We start from the raw sequence: 21147 nt of genomic DNA, 5'->3' as shown, positions 1-21147 counted from the left end.
AAGTGAGGAGACAGCACAGTACCCTTAACCCTCGACCTCGAGGCATAGGGCACGACCGCGCGGGGCGAGGGGCCGGGCGGCGAGGGGGAGGTCAGTGGCGCCAGGCGGTGCCGCGCGAGCGCAGGTAGGTAGTGGTGCCGCGGGCGGCCATGAAGACCCAGGTGAAGGCGATCCACAGCAGCACCAGGCCCGACGTCGCCCCGCCAGCCCCTGGCAGCACGCCGCCTCCGATGAGCAGCGCGAGCGGCACATAGGGCACCAGCGTCACCAGGCCCGCCCGGGCCAGGTAGCGGCCGTCGCCGGCGCCCATGAGCACGCCGTCGAGCAGGAAGACGACCCCGGCGAGTGGCTGCGCGCTCGCCGCGACCAGGAGCGTCGGGGTGGCGGCCGCGATGACGCCCGGGTCGGAGGTGAAGGCGCGGGGTAGCCAGGCGGCGCCCGCCGCCATGAGTACGCCGATAAGGACCCCCGTCCCGGCGCCCCAGGCCAGCATCCGCTTCAGGAGCTCGTCAATGGACCAGCCGGCGGTCGCCGCAGCAGCCCCGGCCTCCTCCTCGGTGAGGGCCTCAGCCTCCGGTGCGGCCGAGTCCGCGTCCGCCCTCTGGGCCTGTCCCAGGGCGGTGCCGATGAGGGCCTGCGCCGCCACGGCCAGCGCATCCAGCGCGAAGGCCGCAAAGGTCCACAGGGCGTTGACGACCTGGTGGGCGGCCAGCGACACCTCCCCGAGCGCGGTTGCCGCCCACACGGTCACCAGGATCGCCGCCCGCAGGCTCAGTGAACGGATGAGCAGGGGCGTCCCACTGCCCAGGGAGGCCCGCAGGCCCTGGCGGTGGGGGAGCAGACCCACGCCGGCCGCCCGGGCCGCCCGGGCGATCGGACCGGCCAGCGCCAGCGCCATGGCCGTCTGCGCGATCGCGGTGCCGGCGCCCGAGCCCGCGATCCCCATTCCGACGCCGTAGAGCAGGATCGCGTTGACGACGATGTTGAAGACCGCCCCGGCCGTGGCCACGACGAAGGGCGTGCGAGTGTCCAGCAGGCCGCGCAGCACGCCGGTGGCGGCCAGGACAACGAACATCCCGGGCAGTCCCGGGCATGAGGCGCGCAGGTAGGCCACGGCCGCCTGAGCCACCGCGCCGTCGGCGCCCATCGCTGCGGTCAGCCAGGGGGCGGTCAGCCCCAGGAAGGCGCCCGCCACCAGCCCCAGCAGGAGCGCTAGCCACATGCCGTCGACGCCGGCCCGCAGGCCCTCGGTGCGCCGGCCGGCCCCGAACAGCCGCGCCGTCGTCGCCGTGGTGGCGTAGGCCAGGAAGACGAACAGGCCCACCGTCGTCGTCAGGATCGTCGAGGCCAGGGATAGGCCCGCCAGGCTCACCGCGCCGAGGTGGCCGACCATGGCCGAGTCCGCCAGGACGAAGAGCGGCTCAGCGATGAGAGCTCCCAGAGCGGGGACGGCCAGGGACAGGACCTGACGGTTGAGGCCGGAGGAGTCGGGGTGACTGGTGTTGGGCACGGCCCCATTGTGGACCAGGGGTCCGCGCCGGAGGATCAGCGCCTCGGTGGTCCCCGGGCGGTACCGCGCAGTGAGGAGCGCGTGGCCGCCACCGCGGAGCGCTCGAGGGTGGGGGCCGGGTGCCGGCTCCGAGCACGGAGGGAGACTGTCCGGGGAGGTCCTCACGGCCAGGTTGAGGATGAGGTTGAGGTGAGGTCGCGGCGGTGGAGCCTGGGCGTGACCGAGGCTACGGATCGCCGGGATTGTCCTGGGGGATCACACAACTATTCGAGCTCCAGGAAAGTACTAGAAGGCTGAATATTTGCTGAGGATATGCCTGATAAAGCCGATGTTCGGCCGAGATGGCGGGGGTTGGGGATAACTGGAACGGACCACCCTGTAGGGGAGTCACAAACGGTGCGGACCTCAAGTCGAAGATGATGTTTGTCCACAGGTTTACCCACTTGTCCACAGATCACATTGTGATGTCGTGGGAAGAACCTATAGGAACCCTGAACTCTCAGATTCCTGGTATAACAAGGCAAAGTCACCTTCCTGTGGGAGAGTCGCCACCAGTGCGCACATCTGTGTCCACAGCCTGCCCACCTCTGTCCCCAGGCTCTGGGGGTCTTCCCACAGCGGCGGTGCCGATATCCCCAAGGCCGGTGAACTTGAGAGTTTGCGGGGCCTGCCCGATGGCGTTATGGTCACGCGCGCGCTCCACGCGGGCGAGCGTCTTCCTGACGCGGCGGGCCGCCGTCGGGAGCAGTAGGACGAGCCGGGACCAACCGGCGTGACAGTGCGGGAGGTGGCCGATGGACAACGGCATGGGCGCTCAGGCCGGCTCGGGCGGCGCCGACGGCGGAAGCGTCCGTACCGACAGCTCCGCCTTCGACCGCCTTCCGCCCCAGGACCTCGAGGCCGAGATGGCCACGCTCGGTGGCATGCTCCTGAGCAAGGAGGCCATCACCGACGTCATCGACGTCCTGCGCGGCCCGGAGTTCTACCGCTCGGCCCACGAGTCGATCTTCGACGCGATTGTCGAGGTCTACAACCGCTCCGAGCCCGCCGACCCTCTCATCGTCGCCGATGAGCTCTCCAAGCGCGGCGAGCTCGAACGCATCGGTGGCGCCCCCTACCTGGCCACCCTCATGGCCACCGTTCCCACCGCAGCCAACGCCGGCTACTACGCCCGCATCGTCAAGGACAAGGCGCTCATGCGCGGCCTGGTCCAGGCCGGCACCCGCATCACCCAGCTGGGGTACTCCACCGACGCCGGCGACATCGCCGAGCTCGTCACGCTGGCCGAGGCCGAGGTCTACTCGGTGGCCCACCACGAGGGGGAGAAGGAGGACTACGTCGCCGTCTCCGAGCTCCTGGGCGAGGCCAACCTGGAGATCGAGGCCGCCCAGAACCGCGACAACGGGGCGCTGACCGGGGTGCCGACCGGCTTCATCGAGCTCGACGAGCTCACCGGCGGGCTCCACCCCGGCCAGATGATCATCGTGGCGGCGCGCCCCGCCATGGGGAAGTCCACGCTCGCCGTCGACTTCTGCCGATCGGCCTCGATCCACCACGGCATCACCAGCTGCTACTTCTCCCTGGAGATGGGGCGCATGGAGCTCATGATGCGCATCCTGGCCGCCGAGTCCAGCGTGGACATGAACAAACTGCGCGGCTCGCGCCAGATGGAGGACCGCGACTGGACCGACGTCGCCGTGGCCTACAACCCCGTCTCCAACGCGCCGCTGTTCATCGACGACTCGCCCAACCTCACGATGCCGGAGATCCGCTCCAAGGCGCTGCGCATGAAGCAGCAGCACAACCTGGGGCTCATGGTCATCGACTACCTCCAGCTCATGAGCTCGGGCAAGCGCGTCGAGTCGCGCCAGCAGGAGGTCTCCGAGTTCTCCCGCTCCCTCAAGCTGCTGGCCAAGGAGCTGGAGATCCCGGTGATCGCCGTCGCCCAGCTCAACCGCGGTCCCGAGCAGCGCACCGGCAACAAGCCCCAGATGAGCGACCTGCGCGAGTCCGGGTCACTGGAGCAGGACGCGGACATCATCGTCCTGCTGCACCGCCCGGAGTACTACAACAACGAGGAGCGCCCCGGCGAGGCCGACATCATCGTGGCCAAGCACCGCAACGGCCAGACCCGCACCATCCCGGTGGCCTTCCAGGGGCACGTCTCGCGCTTCGCCAACATGGCGCGCGACGTCACCCCCGAGCCCGCCTACGAGTAAGCCGGCCCGGCAGGGGCCGGGGCCGGGAGGCGGACCGTGCGCAGCCGCAGCACGCCCACGGCCCAGCTCGCCGCCGTCAGCAGGACGGTCATGGCGACGCCATGCTCTAGGCCCCGGCGTAGGTAGTCGGCCGTCTCGGACCCCAGGTTCTCCACGACGACGCTCGCGAGCTCCCGGGTCGACCACAGCGGCAGGACGCGGGTCCAGCCCTCGGAAGGATCCACCAGTACCTGCACCGCCATCACTGACAGCAGCAGAAGTGCTCCCTCGAGGTCCCGTGGAACCAGGGCGGCGGCCAGGGAGCCCAGGGGAGTGGCCACGGCGGCGGTCAGCAGCAGCATGACCGGCACCGCACTCGGGTGGGTGAGCTCGTCGCCGATCGTGGCCAGGACGAGGCCGCTGTAGAGCAGGCCGAGAATCCACCCGAGCCCGAGCACCGCGAGGTAGCGGCCCAGCAGCAGGCTTGCGGGCCGAGCCCCGCTGACAGCGAGGCGGCGGTCCACTGAGCGGGACGAGACCTGTGTGAACAGCGCCAGCGTCGCCGTCGCCCAGCCCAGGCCGATCGACAGGAGCCGGATGGCGGTCCAGTGCGTCTCCAGGCGCACCAGGTAGAAGGTCAGCGGCAGGAGGGTCGCCAGTGCGAGGGCGCCGCGCCGTCGGGCGAGCTCCCGCAGGGTGACGAGTGCGACCAGGCCCGTGGTCGCCGCCATCGACCGGAACCGGACGCCCTCGGCGCGGCCCCACTCGGACTCCGGTTTGGACTGGTCAGGCGAGGTGCTCATGCCGACTCCTTTCGTAGCGTCCGTCGGGGCATTCGGAGGACAGTCCGGCTTGCGTCCTCCTGCGGGGCCGGCAGCTCGACGACCCGGTCGACCAGGTCGACGTCGCGCAGCAGGTGGGTGACCAGCAGGACGCCTGCGCCCGAGGCGCGCCAGGCCGAGATGAGGGCCCACAGGTCTTCGTAGGCCAGGGCGTCCAGGCCCTGGTAGGGCTCATCCAGCAGGAGCAGGTCGGGCGCGTCGAGCTGGGCAAGAGCGACGTTGAGCTTCTGCTGGGTCCCACCCGAGAGCGTCCCGGCGGTCTGGTCTCCGCGGGCGGTCCAGCCCAGGCGGGTGAGGAGACGGCGGCCGGTCGAGATGGAGCGGCCTTGCCGGATCCCACGCGCCGCCCCGAAGAGCCGGAGGTGCTCGTCCACCGTCAGCAGCGGCGCCAAGGAGTCGAGCTGAGGCGCATAGCCGAAGTTCGGCGTCCTCTCGATGCGCCCACCGCTTGCGCGCAGCAGGCCCGCGCAAAGCTGAAGCAGAGTCGACTTGCCGGCGCCGTTGGCCCCGACGACGGCGACGACCTCGCCTCGGTGGATGGTGAGGTTGATTCCGGACAGGACCGTGCGCCTGCCGCGGCGCGCGGAGACGTCCGTCAGGCGCAGGACCACGGGGGTTGCGGGCGGAGTCTTGGCAGATGTGGTGGTGAGGTCGGTGGTGCCGAGGTCAGCAGTGGCGTGGGGTGACGAGATGTGTGGGGCCGGGGCGGGTGCTGTCGCCTGGTAGTCCCGTAGTGCAGAGGCGACCTCGCGGGCGTAGAGGACTGCAGGTCCGTACAGGTCGCCAGGCGGCACCCTGGCCGCCTCGACCTCCGCCCGGGTTGAGGCGGCCGTGCGCTCGACCTCGGAGGACGGCAGACCGCGGGAGGCGAGCTCTACCGCGAAGTTTCGGTACCACTCGGCCGTTGTGTTCTGTGCTGGGTCCCTGGCTTCCGCGGGCTGGCTCATGAGGAGGCCTCCGTGCGTACCCTGCGGCCCTCGATGAGAGTGCCGACCGCCGTGGTGAAGGTGCGCCACTCGGCCCGTCGTGCGGTGAGCTCGGTGTGTCCGGCGTCCGTCAGCTCGTAGTACTTGCGGGCGGGCCCGGAGGTGGAGGGGCGCCAGGAGACCGCGACGAGGCCGCGCTTCTCCAGGCGCATGAGAGCCGGGTAGAGCGTGCCGCCGGGTACCTCGTCCAATCCGGCGGCGGCGAGCCGCTGCGCCAGGGACAGCCCGTAGTCGGCGTGCTCGGCCAGCAGTGAGAGCAGACAGGGTTCCAGGAATCCGCGCAGGAGGCGCGACGCTGAAGAGTCCATGGTTTATAGACTATCTAGTTACTAGGTTGTCTGTCTACTGTGCTGGTGTGCCGGTTCTCAGGGGTCGTTGTGTCACGGATGGCGACTTTTAGTTGCGTCGGTGCTGCGTCGCGTCGGTGGGTCTGGGGCATCTGCGCAGGTCAGGCCGGTGCGGATGGGTTGGTGGCCGCGGCGGTCCGCCTGAAAAGTCGTCATCTGTGACAGATCTGGGCGTGGATGACGCACATCCGCCGCCGACAGGCTGAAAACCGTCGGCGGCGGATGGTGAAGCGGGAGGATCGGTGAGGAACCGAGGGGCGCCTCAGCGGTGCGGCTCAACCCTGCCGGTACTCGCCCTGGTAGACGTAGAGGAAGGGCATGTTGCCGCGCAGGCCGTGCCGGATGGAGGAGGAGACGACCTCCTTGGCGGTGACGGCGGCCTCAAGCGGGGAGGCGCCCTTGGCGAGCTCGGCGGTCACCGCAGCCGCCAGGGTGCAGCCGGCGCCGTGGACGCGCTCGGTGCCCACGGCCTCAACCTCGAGGACCTCCAGGGTGGTGCCGTCGTAGAAGACGTCCAGCGCGGTGCCGGTGCCCAGCGATGGGCCGGCCTTGGCCAGGACATTGGGGACGCCCTGGTCGTGGATGCGCTTGGCGGCGTCCTTGAGCTGCTCGACGGAGGTGATCTCCTCCATGCCCGCCAGCGTGGCGGCCTCGAAGAGGTTCGGGGTGGTCATCGTGGCCCGCGGCAGGATCTTGGTGCGCAGGGCGTTATCCACCTCGAGGGCGCCCCCGAACTCCTGGCCCTTGCAGATGAGGACCGGGTCGAGCACCACGGTGGGGAAGTCGTAGGTCTCCAGGGCCTTCTCGACGACGTCGATGGTGGGTGCCGTCCCCAGCATGCCGATCTTGACGGCGTCGATGCGCGAGTGGACGGCGGCGCAGGTCTCGATCTGGTCGGCGATGACGCCGGGGTCCACCGGGACGAAGCGGTGGTTCCACCCGTCCTTGGGGTCCATGGACACGATGCAGGTCAGGGCCGTGCAACCGTAGACGCCGAGGGTGTGGAAGGTCTTGAGGTCGGTCTGGGCGCCGGCGCCGCCCGAGGCCTCGGAGCCGGCGATGGTCAGGGCAATGGCAGTCATGGGTCAAGCCTGCACCGGCCGGGGCGCACGAGCCAAGCCGGGCCGGTCGTATGGAACCGGCCCGGCTCGGCGGGCGCGCCGTCAGCGGCCGTGGGCTCAGGCGTTGGCGATGGTCCAGCGGTGGCCGCGGTGCGCGTCCTTCTCGGCCTCGTCCACCAGGGCGACGGCGAAATCGGCCACGGAGATCTCACTGCCCGCGGGCTGGTCGCCGCCCTCGGTGTAGGTGCCGGTGCGCGGCTTGTCGGTGAACTCCGGGGCGGGGGAGAGGAAGGTCCAGTTCAGGGCGCTGCCGGCCTCGCGATAGAGGTCGAGGACCTCGGTGAAGGCCAGGGCCTCGGGCTTGTACTCCTCGGGGAACCCGGGGGTGTCCACCAGGCGGGTGCCGTCGGGCGTGAGCAGGGAGCCGGCGCCGCCGACGACGATGAGCCGGCCGGTGGGGGCAACCGCGATAAGGGCGCGGTGGGCGTCAATGACGGGCTGGGCGGACTCTCCTCGGCCGGCGGAGACGGTGATGACGGTGGCGTCGGAGCTGTTGATGAGGTCGACGACGGCCTGCGTGTCGGCCAGGGTGAGGGTGACGTTCTGCGCGGCTCCCTCGGCGTGACGGCCCGAGCGCGAGGTGGAGACGACCTCGTGGCCGCGGCCGGCGGCCTCGGTGACAGTGGCCGAGCCGACCATACCGGTTCCTCCGATGACGGCGAGCTTCATGACTTCCTCCAGGTAGGTGGTGTGCTGGTTTGAGGCGAGTGCGTCGGGTGCCGGCGACCTCGCGATGACTCGATGGTATGGTTAAGGTACTAAGTACCTCAAAGTAACTAAGGGAGTGTGTTGTGTCACGAGCTGAGGGGCTGATGGCTGAGCGGCGGGAGGCGGCACGAGGCGGCGTCAGCAGTGCGAGGAGTGCCGTCGCCGCTCGCGGCGCCGACACCTCGGGTGTGGAGGGCGCGATGGAACTGCCGTCAGGCGAGTCAGGAGAGGCGGCTACTCGGGAGAGCGCCCCATGCTGCGAGGTTCCAGCCGCGGAGGGAACTCAGGCGCCGGTCTTCGACTTCGACATCCTCTCGCCCGCCTGCCCGTCGCGCACGGTGCTGCGCCACGTCGTCGACCGCTGGACCCCGCTGGTGGTCACGGTCCTGGCCGACGGGCCGAGCCGCTTCGGCGAGCTGCGCGCTCGGGTCGGCGGGGTGACGCCCAAAGTCCTCACCCAGACGCTGCGATCCATGGAGCGCGATGGCCTGGTGACGCGCACCCAGTTGCCGGGCGTGCCGCCACGGGTCGACTACGAGCTGACCGACCTGGGTCGCAGCCTCCAGGCCCCCATCGACGCGCTGCGCACCTGGATCCACACCCACTCAGCCCAGATCCTGGCCCACCGCGAGTCCTACGACGCCGTCGAATCCTGACGTCCCGGCACGCGCGGGCTCAGGGCGCACTTGTTTCCACGGCCGGGGACATTGCGCGCGGCCGGGCGCCGTCCCGGTCGGCAGGGGACGTGCCGCGCGTTCGGGGACAGGATTGCTGTCCCCGACGGCGTCGAATGCCCCCGCCCGGAATGACACGCCCCCGGCCGCGCGCCATGTCCCCGTCGGTGGTGGGCTCGCGGGCTCAGGCGGCCGGTGCCGTGTGTTCAGGAGGTGGGACCGCACCCGACCGCGCCCGGCACCGCGGGCCAGGAAGTGGGGCGGGGGCTGCTGGTGGTTGTCGGTGGCCATCGGGGCCGACTGCGTGACTGACCTCGCCGTCGCCTCGCCGATGGCCGCCCCGGCCGACGGGACGATGAGGAAATGAGTACCGCGCCGCCGCCGAATCGGGGACCATAGATCTATGAGCGCCGCCACGTCCCTCCCGCCATCCCTCAACGACATCGTCTTCCACGTCCTGGACCCGCTTGAGGCCGTGGAGCGGGACATCTTCCTCACGCGCGCCGAGGCCTGGTACCCCGACCTCCTCGACGGGCTCACCACCCTCTACGGCGACGCCGCCGAGGAGGAGGCACTTAACCTACTGGCCCTGGCCGTCCGGGCCTACGCGGAGCGCGACTACGAGCTGCGCCGCCTGGACCTGGCCCGCACCCTCGACCCCGCCTGGGTCCAGCACCCGGGCCGCGTTGGATACGCCGCCTACACCGAGCGCTTCGCCGGCACCCTACGCGGCGTGGAGGACCGCATCGACTACCTGCGTGAGCTGGGCGTCACCTATCTCCACCTCATGCCCCTGCTCACCCCGCGCCCCGGTGACTCCGACGGCGGCTACGCGGTCGCCGACTACCGCACCGTGCGCCCGGACCTGGGCACCATGGAGGACCTCGAGCACCTGGCCGGCGAGCTGCGCGCCGAGGGCATCTCCCTGGTGGTGGACCTCGTCCTCAACCACGTGGCCGCCGAGCACGAGTGGGCGGTGCGGGCCCGCGCCGGCGAGCAGCGCTACCGCGACTACTTCCTCATCTTCCCCGACCGCACCGAGCCCGACGCCTACGAGCGCACCCTGCCGGAGGTCTTCCCCGACTTCGCCCCCGGCAACTTCACCTGGGACGACGGCGTGGGAGGCTGGGTGTGGACCACCTTCAACTCCTTCCAGTGGGACCTCAACTGGCGCAACCCCCACGTCATGGCCGAGTTCGCCGGCATCGTCCTGAACCTGGCCAACCGCGGCGTCGAGGTGCTGCGCCTGGACGCCATCGCCTTCACCATCAAGCGCAAGGGCACCGACTGCCAGGGCCAGCCCGAGGTCCACGCCATCACCGAGGTCCTGCGCGCCCTGACCCGCATCGTCTGCCCCGCCGTCGACCTCAAGGCCGAGGCGATCGTCGCCCCCACCGAGCTCCTCCAGTACCTGGGCCAGGGCAAGTACACCGGCAAGGTCTCCGACCTGGCCTATCACAACTCCCTCATGGTCCAGATCTGGTCCATGCTCGCGGCGCGCGACACGACGCTGGCGGTCGAGGCCCTCCAGAACCTGCCGGTCGAGCCCTCCACCGCCACCTGGATCACCTACCTGCGTTGCCACGACGACATCGGCTGGGCCATCGACGACGACGACGCGGCCGCCGTGGGCCTGAGCGGCTACGACCATCGGTCCTTCCTGTCCGATTGGTACAGCGGCGAGTACCCCACCTCCGACGCCGCGGGCCTGGTCTTCCAGCACAACCCGGCCACCGGGGACCGGCGCATCTCCGGAACGGCCGCCTCGCTTATCGGGATCGAGGCCGCCGCCCAGGCCTGGGAGGGCGTCACCGATGAGACCCCCGAGCACGAGGCCGAGGCGCTGTGGACCTGGCGCGAGGAGCGGATCCACGCCCTGCGCATGGCCCACGCCATCGTCTATGGCTGGGGCGGCATCCCCGTCCTGTGGAGCGGGGACGAGCTCGCCCAGCCCAACGACCCCAACTGGGACACCGAGCCGGGCCACGAGGCCGACTCGCGCTGGGCCGGTCGCCCCCGCCTCGACGAGGGCCGGCTGGTCAACCGCCGCGACCGCTCCACCGTCGAGGGGCGCGTCTTCACTGACCTGGCGCACATGGCGCAGGTGCGTGCCGGCCTGCCCCAGCTCGACGCCGTCGTGCGCACCCAGGTCCAGGACGTCGACGACCCCGGGGTGCTGGTGACCTACCGCGACCACCCGCGCGGCAGCTTCGTGGGCGTGTACAACGTGACGCCGCAGTGGCGCTCGGTGGCCGCCGACCAGCTCGCTCGGCTCGGGGTCATGGGGGCCACCGACGTCCTGACCGACACGGTCCCCTTCGGCTCCACCACGCTGGACGGGGCGGGGGACGGACGTGTGCCCGTTCCGCCCTACGCCGCCTGGTGGCTGGTACGCCCCACGGACTGAGACGGATCAAGGTCCCGGCACGGAGTTGGGCCCCGGACGGCGGGCATGCATCATTAAGGGCGTGACCCGCCGCAGCCTGCCCATCTCGACGCACGTCCCCCATTCCGCAGCTCGATCCGCGACGACGGCGGTCACTGAGCCATCCGACGTCGCCCGGGAGACCGCGCTCGTCTCCGCGGCACTGGACTCGGCCACACCCGCGGCGCTTCTGGCCGGGGCCATCGACGTCGAGCAGGCGCCCCGCCCGCTGAGCGTCTTCGACCTCATGCGCATCGGTATCGGCCCCTCCTCCTCCCACACCGTGGGCCCCATGCGGGCCGGCCGCGCCTTCAGCCGGGCCCTGGCCGAGGCGGTCCGCCCGGGCGGCGCGGGGGCGTCCGACGGCGAGTGCGCCTCACCGGCCCCGGGCGCCGGCCTGCCGCAGCCCACCCGCGTCACCGTCGAGCTCTACGGCTCGCTGGGTGCCACCGGCCGCGGGCACGCCACCGACCGCGCCACCGTCATGGGCCTGGCCGGCTACGAGCCCGAGACGGTCCCCGCCGTCGTGTGCGAGTCCCTCATGGAGGAGGTCGAGGCGGCCGGCGAGCTGGTGGTCGACGGCGTCGGTCCCATCCCCTTCAGCCCGAGCGCCGACATCCACTTCCTGCCCGGGCGGGTCCTGCCCTACCACGTCAACGGCATGACCCTGACCGCCTACTGCGCCAGCGGCGCCGAGATTCTGCGCCGCACCTACTACTCCGTGGGCGGCGGCTTCGTCATGGAGGACGTCGGTACCCCCGGGTCGCCGTCGATCCAGGCCCTGGCGACCGCCTCCGCGACCCAGGCCCACGCCACCCCGGCGCCTTTCCCCTTCACCACCTCGGCCGCGATGCTGGCGATCTGTGAGCGCGAGGGCCTGAGCGTGTCCGACGTCGTCCTGGCCAACGAGCTCTCCGCCCGCAGCCGCGAGGAGGTCATGGCCTACCTGGACCGGCTGTGCGCCACGATGCGCGCCTGCATCGAGGCCGGCATGAACGCCGAGGGCATCCTGCCCGGCGGGCTCGGGGTGCGCCGACGTGCCAAGGCCCTCCACGAGCGGCTGCGCGCCCAGTCGACCGGACCGGCCGCCGCCTTCACCATGGCCGACCCCCTGCGCGGCATGGACTGGGTGGACCTGTTCGCGCTCGCGGTCAACGAGGAGAACGCCGCAGGGCGCCGTGTGGTCACCGCTCCCACCAACGGCGCGGCCGGCATCGTCCCTGCGGTCCTGGCCTACTACGAGCGTTTCATTCCCGGGGCCGACGACGACGGCGCCCGCCGCTTCCTGCTGGCAGCCACCGCCGTGGGCGGGCTCATCAAGACCAACGCCTCCATCGCCGGGGCCGAGGTCGGTTGCCAGGGGGAGGTCGGATCGGCCTCCTCAATGGCGGCCGCCGGCCTGGCCGAGGCCCTGGGTGGGACACCCGCCCAGGTGGAGAACGCCGCCGAGATCGCCATGGAGCACAACCTGGGGCTCACCTGCGACCCGGTGGGCGGGCTGGTCCAGATCCCCTGCATCGAGCGCAATGCGGTGGCCGCCGTCAAGGCCATCAACGCCGCCCGCATGGCCCTGTGGGGCGAGGGTCGGCACGCCGTCAGCCTCGACACCGTCATTGAGACGATGCGCCAGACCGGCGAGGACATGCTCGCAAAGTACAAGGAGACCTCCCGCGGCGGCCTGGCCGTCAACGTCGTGGAGTGCTGATCGCCGTCAGGGCGATGGGTGGTCTTAAGGGCGTATCGATGATGTCGGCACAGTTCGGCATAATTGATGTATGAGCGAACCGCAGGCAGTCTCCAGCAGCCAGAGCTACAGCATTGCGCAACTGCGCTCGCTGGTGAAATCCGGTCGTCTGCGCGTGCCGCAGTTCCAGCGCTCCTTCCGCTGGGAGAAGCAGGATGTCCTCAATCTCGTTGACTCCGTGCTTCGTGGCTATCCGATCGGCAGCCTTCTGCTCTGGAAGCGGGAGGCTGAGGCGGAGCATCTGAGGATCGGTGCCCTTGACATTGAAGCCGGCAGCCTCCCGGATGCTCTGTGGGTGGTGGATGGTCAGCAACGCATCACCAGCCTCGTCAACGTCATGGACCCAGAAGGTGCGCACGATCCGAGGTTCTCCCTGGGGTACTCCTTGGAAGAGCAGAAGGTTGTCCCTGTGCGTGATTCAGGGGCATCACTCATCGTGCCTTTACCAGACCTGTTCGATCTGGGACGTGCACTGGCGTGGTTGAGAGACAATCCTGATGGAACGGAGTATGCCTCGCATATCCAGGATGTGACCGGGAGGCTTGCTGATGTCTCGGTTCCTGCGACGATCATGGAGGATGCTGATGAGGCAGTTCTTCGGGAGGTGTTCGACCGAATCAATAATCGGGGTAAGAAGCTCAACGCCGCGGAGATCTTCGATGCAATTCACGGTGGTCCGAGCGATGGGTTGACGACGGCGGGTATCGCCGTGCATGTTGACGAACGAACCCATTTCGGTGTCTTGGCGGATAAGGTCGTGGTTCAGGCGCTCCTGGTGCGACGTCACACGGACATCACTCGCGACGTTCATGGGGAATTCTCTCCGAGTCGTCGAGCTGTCAGTGATTTTCCCAATGAAAGTCAGGAAGAGGCGTATCTGGAAACGGAGCGGTCTCTTGTGGATGCCGCGCTGTTCCTCCAGCAGTGCGGTATCCCCCATATGACGTTCCTTCCGTTTCGATTCCAGCTGCTGGTTCTGGCAAGATTCTTCGCCTTCTTCCCGCATGCTCAGGACCGTAATCTTGAACTGCTTCGACGCTGGTTCTGGCGCACGAGCGTCGGCGCTGATGACCTTGGTATCAATGGCTCTCAGACGGACCTTCGCGATATGGCTGCCTGTCTCGTCCCTGGTCAGGAGTCGGAGTCGGTCCAACGACTTCTCAATGCAGCGGCACTCTCGGACCTTCCGAAGGCCCCTGATCTCCGTGTGTTCCGAGCCACTCGCTCCGACAGCAAGGTGATCCTTGCTGCGATGTGGAACCTGGAACCGGTGGATCCTGACTCGGGCGCCTCAATTACAGTGGAAACGCTGGCTGCACAACTCGAGGGGGAGACGACGCCGCGAGGTGTGGTCTCCGACCTGGTCCCGGCCTCCGCTCTTCCGGACGGAGCCTCTGTCGCGGCTAACAAGGTGATCTCGACAAGGGATCGTCGAGATCTCTTCTCTCTCCTGGATGGTGAGTCCGATCTTGCCTCGTTGCTTCTGAACGAGCAGATCCTGCATGACCTCCAGGAGAACCGGTACAACGACGCTATTGAGGCGAGAACTGAGCTGCTGCGCAGCTACCTCGATAACTTCATCAAGGCGCGGGCCGCATACGGGCACGAGGACACCCCACCGCTCGGTGACTACATCGCCGACGAGGACTGGCAGGAAAGTGAAGCGTCATGATGGAAGCGGTCTACGCGGTCCTTCTCCACGGGGAGCATGTTGGAGCGATCCATCGCAGAGACGCCTTCACGAAGTTCGTCTTCGACCGGGACTACTGGGACCGTCCGAACCGCGCAGTGCTGGGACGCTGGTTCGAGGACCACCCGCGCAAGCAGCCGCGGGCGACCAACTGGGTGCCCGCGTGGTTCTCCAATCTCCTGCCCGAGGGGCGCCTCAGGGAGCTGATTGCTCGTGAGCAGAGAGTCGACACCAACCGTGAGATCGACCTCCTTACGCGGATCGGGGCGGATCTGCCTGGAGCCGTCCAGGTCGTCCCCGATCCCGAGGCGCCTATCGATGAGGGTTTCGAAGCAGCGGCTGATGGGCTCGTGAACGTGCCCGGACCTTCCGCACGTCTGCGTTTCTCCTTGGCGGGGATGGGGCTGAAGTTCTCCATGCGTCAGGAGGGCGACCGCCTGGTAATCCCCGCCCACGGAGAGGACGGCGGATGGATCGTGAAAACACCCGATGGGACCTATCCGGGGCTCGTGGCGAACGAGGCCGCCGTGATGCGATTAGCCGGCGAGGTCGGCATTGAGGTCCCCGAGGTCCACGTGAGGCACCGCAATCAGGTGGATGAGCTGGGAGAAGGAGCATGGCCATCTGATGAGGACGAGGCCTACGTGGTGCGCCGCTTCGATCGGACCGCCGAAGGGCGTGTGCATATTGAGGACTTCGCCCAGGTGCTGGGACGCTTCGGTCTTGGTGAGGGGAAGTACCGCTCCACGGTCGAGGCCGTCGCCGCCATCGCCTATCGCGGGCGGGATCATGCCTCGCTGCGGGAGATGGCGCGTCGGACGGTTTTCAACCTGTTTGTCGGAAATGGGGACGCCCACCTCAAGAACTGGTCACTCATCTACCCGGATCGGAAGATAGCGCGGCTCTCACCCGCCTATGACCTCGTATGTACGGCCGTCTACCCCCATCAGGCAGACCTGGGCCTACCCTTCTTCGGTACAGCGCGACTCTCGGAGATCTCCCGGGACCACTTCGCACGGCTTCAAGCGGCTCTCAATGTCGACGATGATGACGTTCTTGACGTCGTTGACGAGATGATCGAGCGGTTCAGTCAGGCCTGGGTGGCCGGTGCCGCCGAAGGCCTACCAGCGCCGGTGGCCGCATGGATTGAGGAGCACCTTGAGCGGACTTGTCAGCAGCTGACGCAGACCTGATGGACAGGGGGCTCGATCTTGGGAGGAACCGGGCCCGCCAACACGGCACGTTATCCGGATGGGGGGCCGCAGCGTTGCGCTGCGGCCCCCACCTCGGTGTCCAGCCCGGGTCAGCTGCTCTGGGCGGTGCTGGACTGGCTGTTCGACTGGCTGTTCTGGTTGCCGGACTGCTGTCCGCCACCGGGCTGACCGCCCTGGCCTCCCTGGCCACCGGCGCCACCACCCATGGGACCGCCCATCCCGGCCGACAGCGCCGAGGCCGTCCCCGTGGCCGAGCCGCCCGACGACGTCGCCACCGTGTACTGCTGGCCCTCAGTAAGCCCCAGCACCGTGATCGCCTCAGCCGTGAAGTCCACCTTGAGCGAGGCCACCTGCGACCCGGAAGCATCCGTGACGGTCAGCGTGTCCCCCGCGCTCACCGACGGCGAGCCCGTCACCCCCACGAGCTGGCTCTCGCCGTTGGCGTCCACCGAGCCGTCCATCGCGCCGGCCTGCCCCGAGACCACCACGATCCCGCCCTTGACGTAGGCCGAGCCGTTGGAGTCGATACCGTCGGAGGAGGCGTAGGAGACCTCCACCTCGCCGCCGCTGATCGTCAGCACCGAGCCGTCGTCGGACTCGGAGTCGGCATTCTCGTGCCCCTCGATGACATGGTCGCCGTTGGAGGCGTTGATGCCGTCGTCGCCCGCCGCGATGGACAGCTCCCCACCGGACACGTTGACGAACGGCGCCTGCAGACCCTCATCGGCCGCATTGACGGTGACTTTCCCGGAGTCCTGCGTGTAGCTCACCCCGGCGTTGATGCCCTTCGGTGAGGGCGTCGAGGAGTCCGCCGTCGACTCCTGCCCGGGCGGGGCCTGCTCCTCAACGGTGGCGTTGGCCTGGCCGCCGCCGGCCGTGATCGTCAGGGTCGTGTCCTTGACGGTGACGTCCGTGGTCGCCGAGATCGCGTCGTCGGTGGAGGTCAGTGTGATGCTCGCCTTGCCCAGGGAGATGAAGCCCTTCGTCTCATCGTCGCCCTCACTGGACTTCAGGGCGTCGCCCCCGGCCTCGACCGTCAGCGTCCCGGACTCCACCACCAGGTAGTCCTTGCCGCGCAGCCCGTCGTCGGCGGCCTTGACCGTGATGGTGGTGTTCCCGGTGATGATGAGGCCGTTCTTGGAGGAGATGCCGTCCTTGTAGGAGCCGGTCACGTCCAGCTGGCCGGTCCCGGTGACGGTGAGGGTGTCGGAGGAGAACAGGGCCGCGGTGGCCTCTTGCCCCGAGGCGTAGCTCGCGCCGTCAGTCAGCGTGTTCTTGGAGTCCTTGGCCAGGACCACGATCGCGTTGCCGGCGTCCTGGATGTCGATGGCCGGCCCGTCCGAGCTCGTGATGCTCGCGCCCTTAAGGACCAGGCGCACGTCGGCCTTGGGGGCGTTGACGACGATCCGCCCGTTGCTGAGCTCACCGCTGATGACATAGGTGCCGCCGCCGCTGATGGTGACGGTGCCCCCATCGACCTTCACGTTGCTCGACGCCGACCCGCTGGCCGAGGCCGACGATCCCGACAGCGTGATCGTGGTGGCCGACGATGTGTCTGGGGTGCCGACGTCGTCCGCGGAGCTCGAGGCGTCCTCCACCGAGGCGTTCGCTCCCAGGATGTTGGAGACGCTCGCACCGGTCGACGCCGTGGCGACCGACGAGGAGATCGTCGTCCACGTCGTATCCGACTCACTCGAGCTCGAGGCGCTGGCGTTGCCGGAGGCCGAGGATGTTGAGCAGCCGGCCGCCAGGGCGATCGCGGCCAGGAACGCGACGGCTCCGGTCGCACGACGGCGGAGTCGGTGGAGGGGCGTGGTCGTCGTCTTGGTGGTCTTCATGGTGTCTGGGCCTCTTCTTCTCGGGTCCGGTGTCGGATCGTGGGTGGTCTAGGTGCGGCGCTCAGGCGGCGCTCGCGTTGGCGCACGTGGCGCCGATGCTCTCCAGGTTGGAGCGGTTGGTGCCGAACAGGTCGGCGAGCTCGTGGGTCAGGGTCCGGTACCACCGGTTGGCGGGCAGCTCGGGGTGAAGCAGCGCCATGCCAGTGGCGTACTTCGAGATGCGGGCTGGCCGGTGGCCGGCGTCCCACAGGGCCCGGTCCGCAGGCGAGGGCGTGGCCGGGTTCTTCGTCTCGACGACGGCGACGCCCGCCACCGCCACCGGCTCACCGTCGTCGATGGCCGCGGTCAGGTAGGCCGGGCGTAGGGCCTGCGGGGCCCCGGCGACGGCGGTAGTCCTCGCGCGGCCCCCCGGTGTCAGGCGCTGCCAGGTCAGGGCCGTGTCGATGGTGGCCCGGGCCTCGGCGCGCGGCAGGTGCAGGGTGGTGCGCTCATAGGTGGTGGCTAGCACTGGCCGCAGCGCGGTGGCGACATCCCGAGCCGCAGCCGGACCGGTGACCCCCGCGCTCGCCAGGCAGGCGGCCACGAAGGCGCGGCCCGAGCCGGTGAGGCGGGAGGCGTCGTCGGGGTGGTAGCCCATGCGCCGCTTGACGGTGGTGCCGCGCGCGCCGCGGGTCTTGACCTCCAGGAAGCACAGGCCGGAATCGAGGTAGGTGCGGGTGCGCACCTTGAAGCGCCGACGCCGCTTGCGGGCCGTGAGCATGAAGGCCTCCAGTCCCGGGGTGTCGAAGTAGGTCGAGGCGTAGGAGAAGCGACGCCTCCCGTCGATCTCCAGGACCCGGGCCTCCGAGCTGAGGCCGCCCACGAGCTCCTGCGCACGCTCCAGCGGCACCAGGTACTTGCGGTCCACCCGGGTGAGCAGGCCCGCGGCGTCGTTGAGCTCGGCGAGACTGGTTGTGGCCAGGTGCTCTGCGTTCAGGGAGCCCGACGTCGGAGCCAGAGGCCCCGCGGAGGAGACTGCCCGGGAGGTGCTCACGGTTGCCGTTGAGATCGTCGTTGAGGTTGTCGTCGTGGTCATCATCGGGGTCCTTGTCTGTCCTGGTCTGTCCTGGTCTGGCCTGTCGGCTTCGTCCGGGTCGGCGGTCAGCGCGAGGCCACGGCGGCGGACGAGGCCACCTGACTGCTGGAGCGGGTGACGTACTGGGCGGCCGGCGCCACGGTGAGGGGCTGGGCCTCGACGGGCTCGGGGCGGGAGCCGGCCTGCGCGGCGTTCAGGCGCGTGCCGCTCCAGGGCTGGGCGGTCTGTGCCTTGCGGGCGACGACGCCGGCCGGTTCGGCGGCCGGCTGCGCGGCGGGGGTGACGTCGTCGAAGGCCGTGGCGGTCTCGAGCTCAGCGGGGGTGTGACGCGGCACCCGGAAGCGGACGTCAACGGTGGTGGTGTCGTCGACCAGGTCGAGGCGCTGGACCTCCACCGAGCGGACCTGCCCGCCCAGGGTGCGCTCCAGGTGGGCGATGAGAGCGGTCTCGTTGGTGATGGCGTGGTCGAGGACGATCACCTGGTGACGGTTGCGGCGCATGAGCGCGGGGTGGTCGCCGATCCACAGGGCGGCGACGACGGTGCCCATGAGGGCCGCCACCATCCCGATCGGTGCGGTCTGGATCCCGCCGAGCAGGCCCAGGGCCAGGGCCGCGAAGAAGTAGGCAACCTCGTGCTGGGCCAGCTCGGTGGAGCGCAGGCGGATGATGGACAGGACGCCGAAGAGCCCCAGGCCCAGGCCGGCCGCGACGCTCGCTGTCGACAGCAGCAGGGTGACTGCCAGAACGCCCACGTTGACGCCGATGTAGGCGGCCATGAGGTCCTTGCGTGCGTGGCGGGGGGCGTAGAGGGCCCTGACCAGGACGGCGAGGGCGATCAGGTCGGCGGCGATGTAGGTCAGGGTGGTCAGGCTCATCGGGAGGCTCCTGTCGGGTCAATCGGACCGGTGACGGGGCCTGACCGCGGGGTGGGCAGCAGGGGAGCGCCCTCAGCGCGCCGCGGCCTTGTGCGGCTCCGTCCGGTGACAAACAGTCAACGGGCGCATTCCATGAGCGCGCTGTGAACAGGGCATGGGGGAGGCATGACTTGCCGCGCTGCGGCGTAAGGCGGCCAACAGCGCCCCCACAGACGGGCGGTGCCCGGGACCTGTGGAGGCGCTGGTTGGGGGTGGGGTGGAAGCGTGAGGGCCGCTGCTCAGGCCGCGAGCTGGCGCGACTGGGTCTGACGCCAGTAGCGCCCCAGATCCCGCTTGATGGTGCGGTTCCACCGGTTGGTGGGCAGGTTCGCGTACAGCAGCGCCATACCGGTGGCGTACTTCGAGATGCGGGCCGGCCGGTGCCCCTGATGCCACAGGAGGCGGTCCGTGGGGGAGGCCGTGGAGGGGTTCTTCGTCTCGACGACGTTGAGGTGATCGACCATGACTCCCTGCCCCAGGCGCTTCCCATCGGGGCCGAACAGGTCCCAAGTGAGCTGGGTGTCGAAGGTGGCGCGGGCCTCGTCATGGGGCAGGTGCAGGGTGGTGCGGCTGTAGGTGGAGTCCATGACCGGGACGAGGGCATCGGCGATCGTGCGCGCCTCGTCCGAGGAGCAGGTGCCGGACTCCACGAGGCGCTCGATGACGAACAGGCGACCGTCGGGTGTGACGCGGTCGGCGTCGTCGGGATCGTACTTGAAGCGGTCCTTGACCGTGGCCTCGCGCGACCCGTTGGTCTTGACCTCCAGGAAGCACAGGCCGGAGTCCAGGTAGGTGCGGGTGCGGATCTTGTAACGCCGACGGCGCTTGCGGGCCGCCAGGAAGTAGGCGTCCAGGCCGGGGGTGTCGAAGTAGGTCGAGGCGTAACGGAAGTGACGCAGGCCGTCGATCTGGAGGACCTGCGCTCGTGGGGCGAGGTGGCCAATGACGTGCTGGGTGTCGCCGGGAGGCACTAGGTACTTGCGGTCGATGCGGGTCAGGAGACTCGCCTCGGAGTTGAGCTCGGCGAGGGAGATCGTGTTGATGCCGTCGGTGTTCAGCACGGTGCAGTCCTTTCCGGGATCGGGAGTCGCGAGGTGGGGGAGTCGATGCTGCTGGGTGGCAGCGGTGGAGGAGGGGCGGCGGCAGTGGCTGCGTGGCGTGTGCGGTAGGAGGTGCGGTGGGAGCAGTGGGCTCTGTGGGTGCGCGATGTCCTCGAGGCGACGATGCAGTCCCGATGCGGGGCACCGCCGGTGAGGAGGAGCGGCTCGGTCAGCTTTACCGGGGCTGGACCATGGACGGAGGGTTGTTCACCTGAGCGTGCTGCTGGGAGGCGGAGGCGTGTTGCTGGCGGTGACCGGTGATCCAGTCGTAGCGAGGTGGGGCAGTGGCTGCTCTCGCGGCGCTGTCGGCCACGGGGGTCTCGGGCCAGAGCTGCTGACCGGCGGGCTGAACCTGAGCGGTGGCCTGAACGGGGGCCTGAGGCGGAGCCTCCCGGACCAGGTGGGGCCCCTGCTGCATCTCCTCCTGCTGCAGCTGGGCGGCCGGTGGCTGAGCCGGCCTCGCTGCGCGGGAGCGAGGACGCAATCGGTAGTGGACCTCGACGATGGTGGTGTCGTTGACCAGGTCCAGGCTCTTGAGGTCGACGCTGCGCACGTGGGCGCCGAGCAGGTCCTCGAGCTCGGTGATGAGCTCGTTCTCGTCACTGATGGCCCGGTCGAGGGTGACGACCTGGTTGCGGTTGCGGCGCATGAGTGCCGGGTGGTCACCCACCCACAGTGAGGCGAGGATGAGGGCCATGAGGATGGTGACGATGATGAGGTGGGTCTTGATGCCGCCGAGCAGGCCCAGGGCCAGGGCCGCG

17 protein-coding genes are annotated in these 21147 nt (G+C 69.4%); 6 read left to right on the top strand and 11 right to left on the bottom strand.

The features are described from left to right. Nucleotides 1-91 precede the first annotated feature (91 nt). Entirely contained in the window at nucleotides 92-1510 is a 1419-nt protein-coding gene (locus tag HMPREF3165_RS08305) for an MATE family efflux transporter (RefSeq protein ID WP_070512381.1), read from the bottom strand. 794 nt (nucleotides 1511-2304) lie between these two features. On the opposite strand from HMPREF3165_RS08305, the gene dnaB reads away from it, so the two are divergent. Next, nucleotides 2305-3729: a replicative DNA helicase gene (dnaB, locus tag HMPREF3165_RS08300; RefSeq protein ID WP_009406849.1), complete on the top strand. Its 1425-nt coding sequence runs from the start codon at nucleotides 2305-2307 to the stop codon at nucleotides 3727-3729. On the opposite strand, the gene HMPREF3165_RS08295 is transcribed toward dnaB, so the two are convergent. From HMPREF3165_RS08295 to HMPREF3165_RS08275, 5 genes are all read right to left on the bottom strand, one after another. Next, entirely contained in the window at nucleotides 3720-4511 is a 792-nt protein-coding gene (locus HMPREF3165_RS08295; protein WP_070512379.1) for a hypothetical protein, read from the bottom strand. The two genes, dnaB and HMPREF3165_RS08295, sit on opposite strands and share 10 nt — an antisense overlap. Beyond that, nucleotides 4508-5497, bottom strand: a complete 990-nt coding sequence (locus HMPREF3165_RS08290) for an ATP-binding cassette domain-containing protein (RefSeq protein WP_070512376.1) — start codon at nucleotides 5495-5497, stop codon at nucleotides 4508-4510. Before HMPREF3165_RS08290 ends, HMPREF3165_RS08295 begins: the two co-directional genes overlap by 4 nt. After that, entirely contained in the window at nucleotides 5494-5844 is a 351-nt protein-coding gene (locus HMPREF3165_RS08285; RefSeq protein ID WP_070512373.1) for a PadR family transcriptional regulator, read from the bottom strand. The genes HMPREF3165_RS08290 and HMPREF3165_RS08285 overlap by 4 nt, the downstream gene beginning before the upstream one ends. A 314-nt stretch (nucleotides 5845-6158) precedes the next feature. After that, nucleotides 6159-6965, bottom strand: a complete 807-nt coding sequence (gene thiD / locus HMPREF3165_RS08280) for a bifunctional hydroxymethylpyrimidine kinase/phosphomethylpyrimidine kinase (RefSeq protein WP_070512372.1) — start codon at nucleotides 6963-6965, stop codon at nucleotides 6159-6161. A gap of 96 nt (nucleotides 6966-7061) precedes the next feature. Beyond that, entirely contained in the window at nucleotides 7062-7673 is a 612-nt protein-coding gene (locus tag HMPREF3165_RS08275; protein ID WP_070512368.1) for an NAD(P)-dependent oxidoreductase, read from the bottom strand. 122 nt (nucleotides 7674-7795) lie between these two features. On the opposite strand from HMPREF3165_RS08275, the gene HMPREF3165_RS08270 reads away from it, so the two are divergent. From HMPREF3165_RS08270 to HMPREF3165_RS08250, 5 genes are all read left to right on the top strand, one after another. After that, entirely contained in the window at nucleotides 7796-8368 is a 573-nt protein-coding gene (locus tag HMPREF3165_RS08270; RefSeq protein ID WP_256275237.1) for a winged helix-turn-helix transcriptional regulator, read from the top strand. Nucleotides 8369-8789: 421 nt separating this feature from the next. Next, nucleotides 8790-10793 (top strand): alpha-amylase family protein, encoded by a 2004-nt coding sequence (locus HMPREF3165_RS08265; RefSeq protein WP_070512364.1) that lies wholly within the window; start codon nucleotides 8790-8792, stop codon nucleotides 10791-10793. A gap of 61 nt (nucleotides 10794-10854) precedes the next feature. Next, nucleotides 10855-12516, top strand: a complete 1662-nt coding sequence (locus tag HMPREF3165_RS08260) for an L-serine ammonia-lyase (RefSeq protein WP_083303259.1) — start codon at nucleotides 10855-10857, stop codon at nucleotides 12514-12516. 70 nt (nucleotides 12517-12586) lie between these two features. Next, on the top strand, nucleotides 12587-14227 hold the full coding sequence (locus HMPREF3165_RS08255; RefSeq protein ID WP_070512362.1) for a DUF262 domain-containing protein: 1641 nt from the start codon (nucleotides 12587-12589) through the stop codon (nucleotides 14225-14227). Continuing rightward, the gene (locus HMPREF3165_RS08250) at nucleotides 14224-15438 is read left to right on the top strand and encodes a type II toxin-antitoxin system HipA family toxin (RefSeq protein ID WP_003788420.1); all 1215 of its coding nucleotides are present in this window, start codon (nucleotides 14224-14226) and stop codon (nucleotides 15436-15438) included. Before HMPREF3165_RS08255 ends, HMPREF3165_RS08250 begins: the two co-directional genes overlap by 4 nt. 110 nt (nucleotides 15439-15548) lie before the next feature. Here HMPREF3165_RS08250 and HMPREF3165_RS08245 read toward each other — a convergent pair whose 3' ends face one another. The 5 genes from HMPREF3165_RS08245 to HMPREF3165_RS13855 form a co-directional block, all read right to left on the bottom strand. Then, complete coding sequence (locus HMPREF3165_RS08245; RefSeq protein ID WP_070512359.1) at nucleotides 15549-17297, bottom strand: carbohydrate-binding domain-containing protein; 1749 nt, start codon at nucleotides 17295-17297, stop codon at nucleotides 15549-15551. Between the two features lie 61 nt (nucleotides 17298-17358). Continuing rightward, a complete protein-coding gene (locus HMPREF3165_RS08240) occupies nucleotides 17359-18375 on the bottom strand; it encodes a polyphosphate polymerase domain-containing protein (protein ID WP_070512356.1) in 1017 nt (338 codons plus the stop codon). A gap of 62 nt (nucleotides 18376-18437) precedes the next feature. Beyond that, nucleotides 18438-19247, bottom strand: coding sequence for a DUF4956 domain-containing protein (locus tag HMPREF3165_RS08235; protein ID WP_070512354.1), 810 nt, complete (start codon nucleotides 19245-19247; stop codon nucleotides 18438-18440). A gap of 278 nt (nucleotides 19248-19525) precedes the next feature. Next, nucleotides 19526-20347: a polyphosphate polymerase domain-containing protein gene (locus HMPREF3165_RS08230; RefSeq protein WP_070512351.1), complete on the bottom strand. Its 822-nt coding sequence runs from the start codon at nucleotides 20345-20347 to the stop codon at nucleotides 19526-19528. Nucleotides 20348-20561: 214 nt separating this feature from the next. Continuing rightward, nucleotides 20562-21147: DUF4956 domain-containing protein (locus tag HMPREF3165_RS13855; protein ID WP_256275236.1), on the bottom strand; the 586-nt coding region annotated here is incomplete at its 5' end.

Origin of the sequence: Actinomyces sp. HMSC08A09 (assembly GCF_001807465.1) — a bacterium.
GTDB lineage: Bacteria > Actinomycetota > Actinomycetes > Actinomycetales > Actinomycetaceae > Actinomyces > Actinomyces oris.
Note: the sequence above shows the minus strand (reverse complement) of the source record. Positions and strands in the feature narration are given on the sequence as shown.

What these genes read in the sequence shown, in the direction of transcription:
- dnaB (WP_009406849.1), top strand. Translation starts at nt 2,305, where the DNA reads ATGGACAACGGCATGGGCGCTCAGGCCGGCTCGGGCGGCGCCGACGGC.
- HMPREF3165_RS08295 (WP_070512379.1), bottom strand. Translation starts at nt 4,511, where the DNA reads ATGAGCACCTCGCCTGACCAGTCCAAACCGGAGTCCGAGTGGGGCCGC.
- HMPREF3165_RS08290 (WP_070512376.1), bottom strand. Translation starts at nt 5,497, where the DNA reads ATGAGCCAGCCCGCGGAAGCCAGGGACCCAGCACAGAACACAACGGCC.
- HMPREF3165_RS08285 (WP_070512373.1), bottom strand. Translation starts at nt 5,844, where the DNA reads ATGGACTCTTCAGCGTCGCGCCTCCTGCGCGGATTCCTGGAACCCTGT.
- thiD (WP_070512372.1), bottom strand. Translation starts at nt 6,965, where the DNA reads ATGACTGCCATTGCCCTGACCATCGCCGGCTCCGAGGCCTCGGGCGGC.
- HMPREF3165_RS08275 (WP_070512368.1), bottom strand. Translation starts at nt 7,673, where the DNA reads ATGAAGCTCGCCGTCATCGGAGGAACCGGTATGGTCGGCTCGGCCACT.
- HMPREF3165_RS08265 (WP_070512364.1), top strand. Translation starts at nt 8,790, where the DNA reads ATGAGCGCCGCCACGTCCCTCCCGCCATCCCTCAACGACATCGTCTTC.
- HMPREF3165_RS08255 (WP_070512362.1), top strand. Translation starts at nt 12,587, where the DNA reads ATGAGCGAACCGCAGGCAGTCTCCAGCAGCCAGAGCTACAGCATTGCG.
- HMPREF3165_RS08250 (WP_003788420.1), top strand. Translation starts at nt 14,224, where the DNA reads ATGATGGAAGCGGTCTACGCGGTCCTTCTCCACGGGGAGCATGTTGGA.
- HMPREF3165_RS08245 (WP_070512359.1), bottom strand. Translation starts at nt 17,297, where the DNA reads ATGAAGACCACCAAGACGACGACCACGCCCCTCCACCGACTCCGCCGT.
- HMPREF3165_RS08240 (WP_070512356.1), bottom strand. Translation starts at nt 18,375, where the DNA reads ATGATGACCACGACGACAACCTCAACGACGATCTCAACGGCAACCGTG.
- HMPREF3165_RS08235 (WP_070512354.1), bottom strand. Translation starts at nt 19,247, where the DNA reads ATGAGCCTGACCACCCTGACCTACATCGCCGCCGACCTGATCGCCCTC.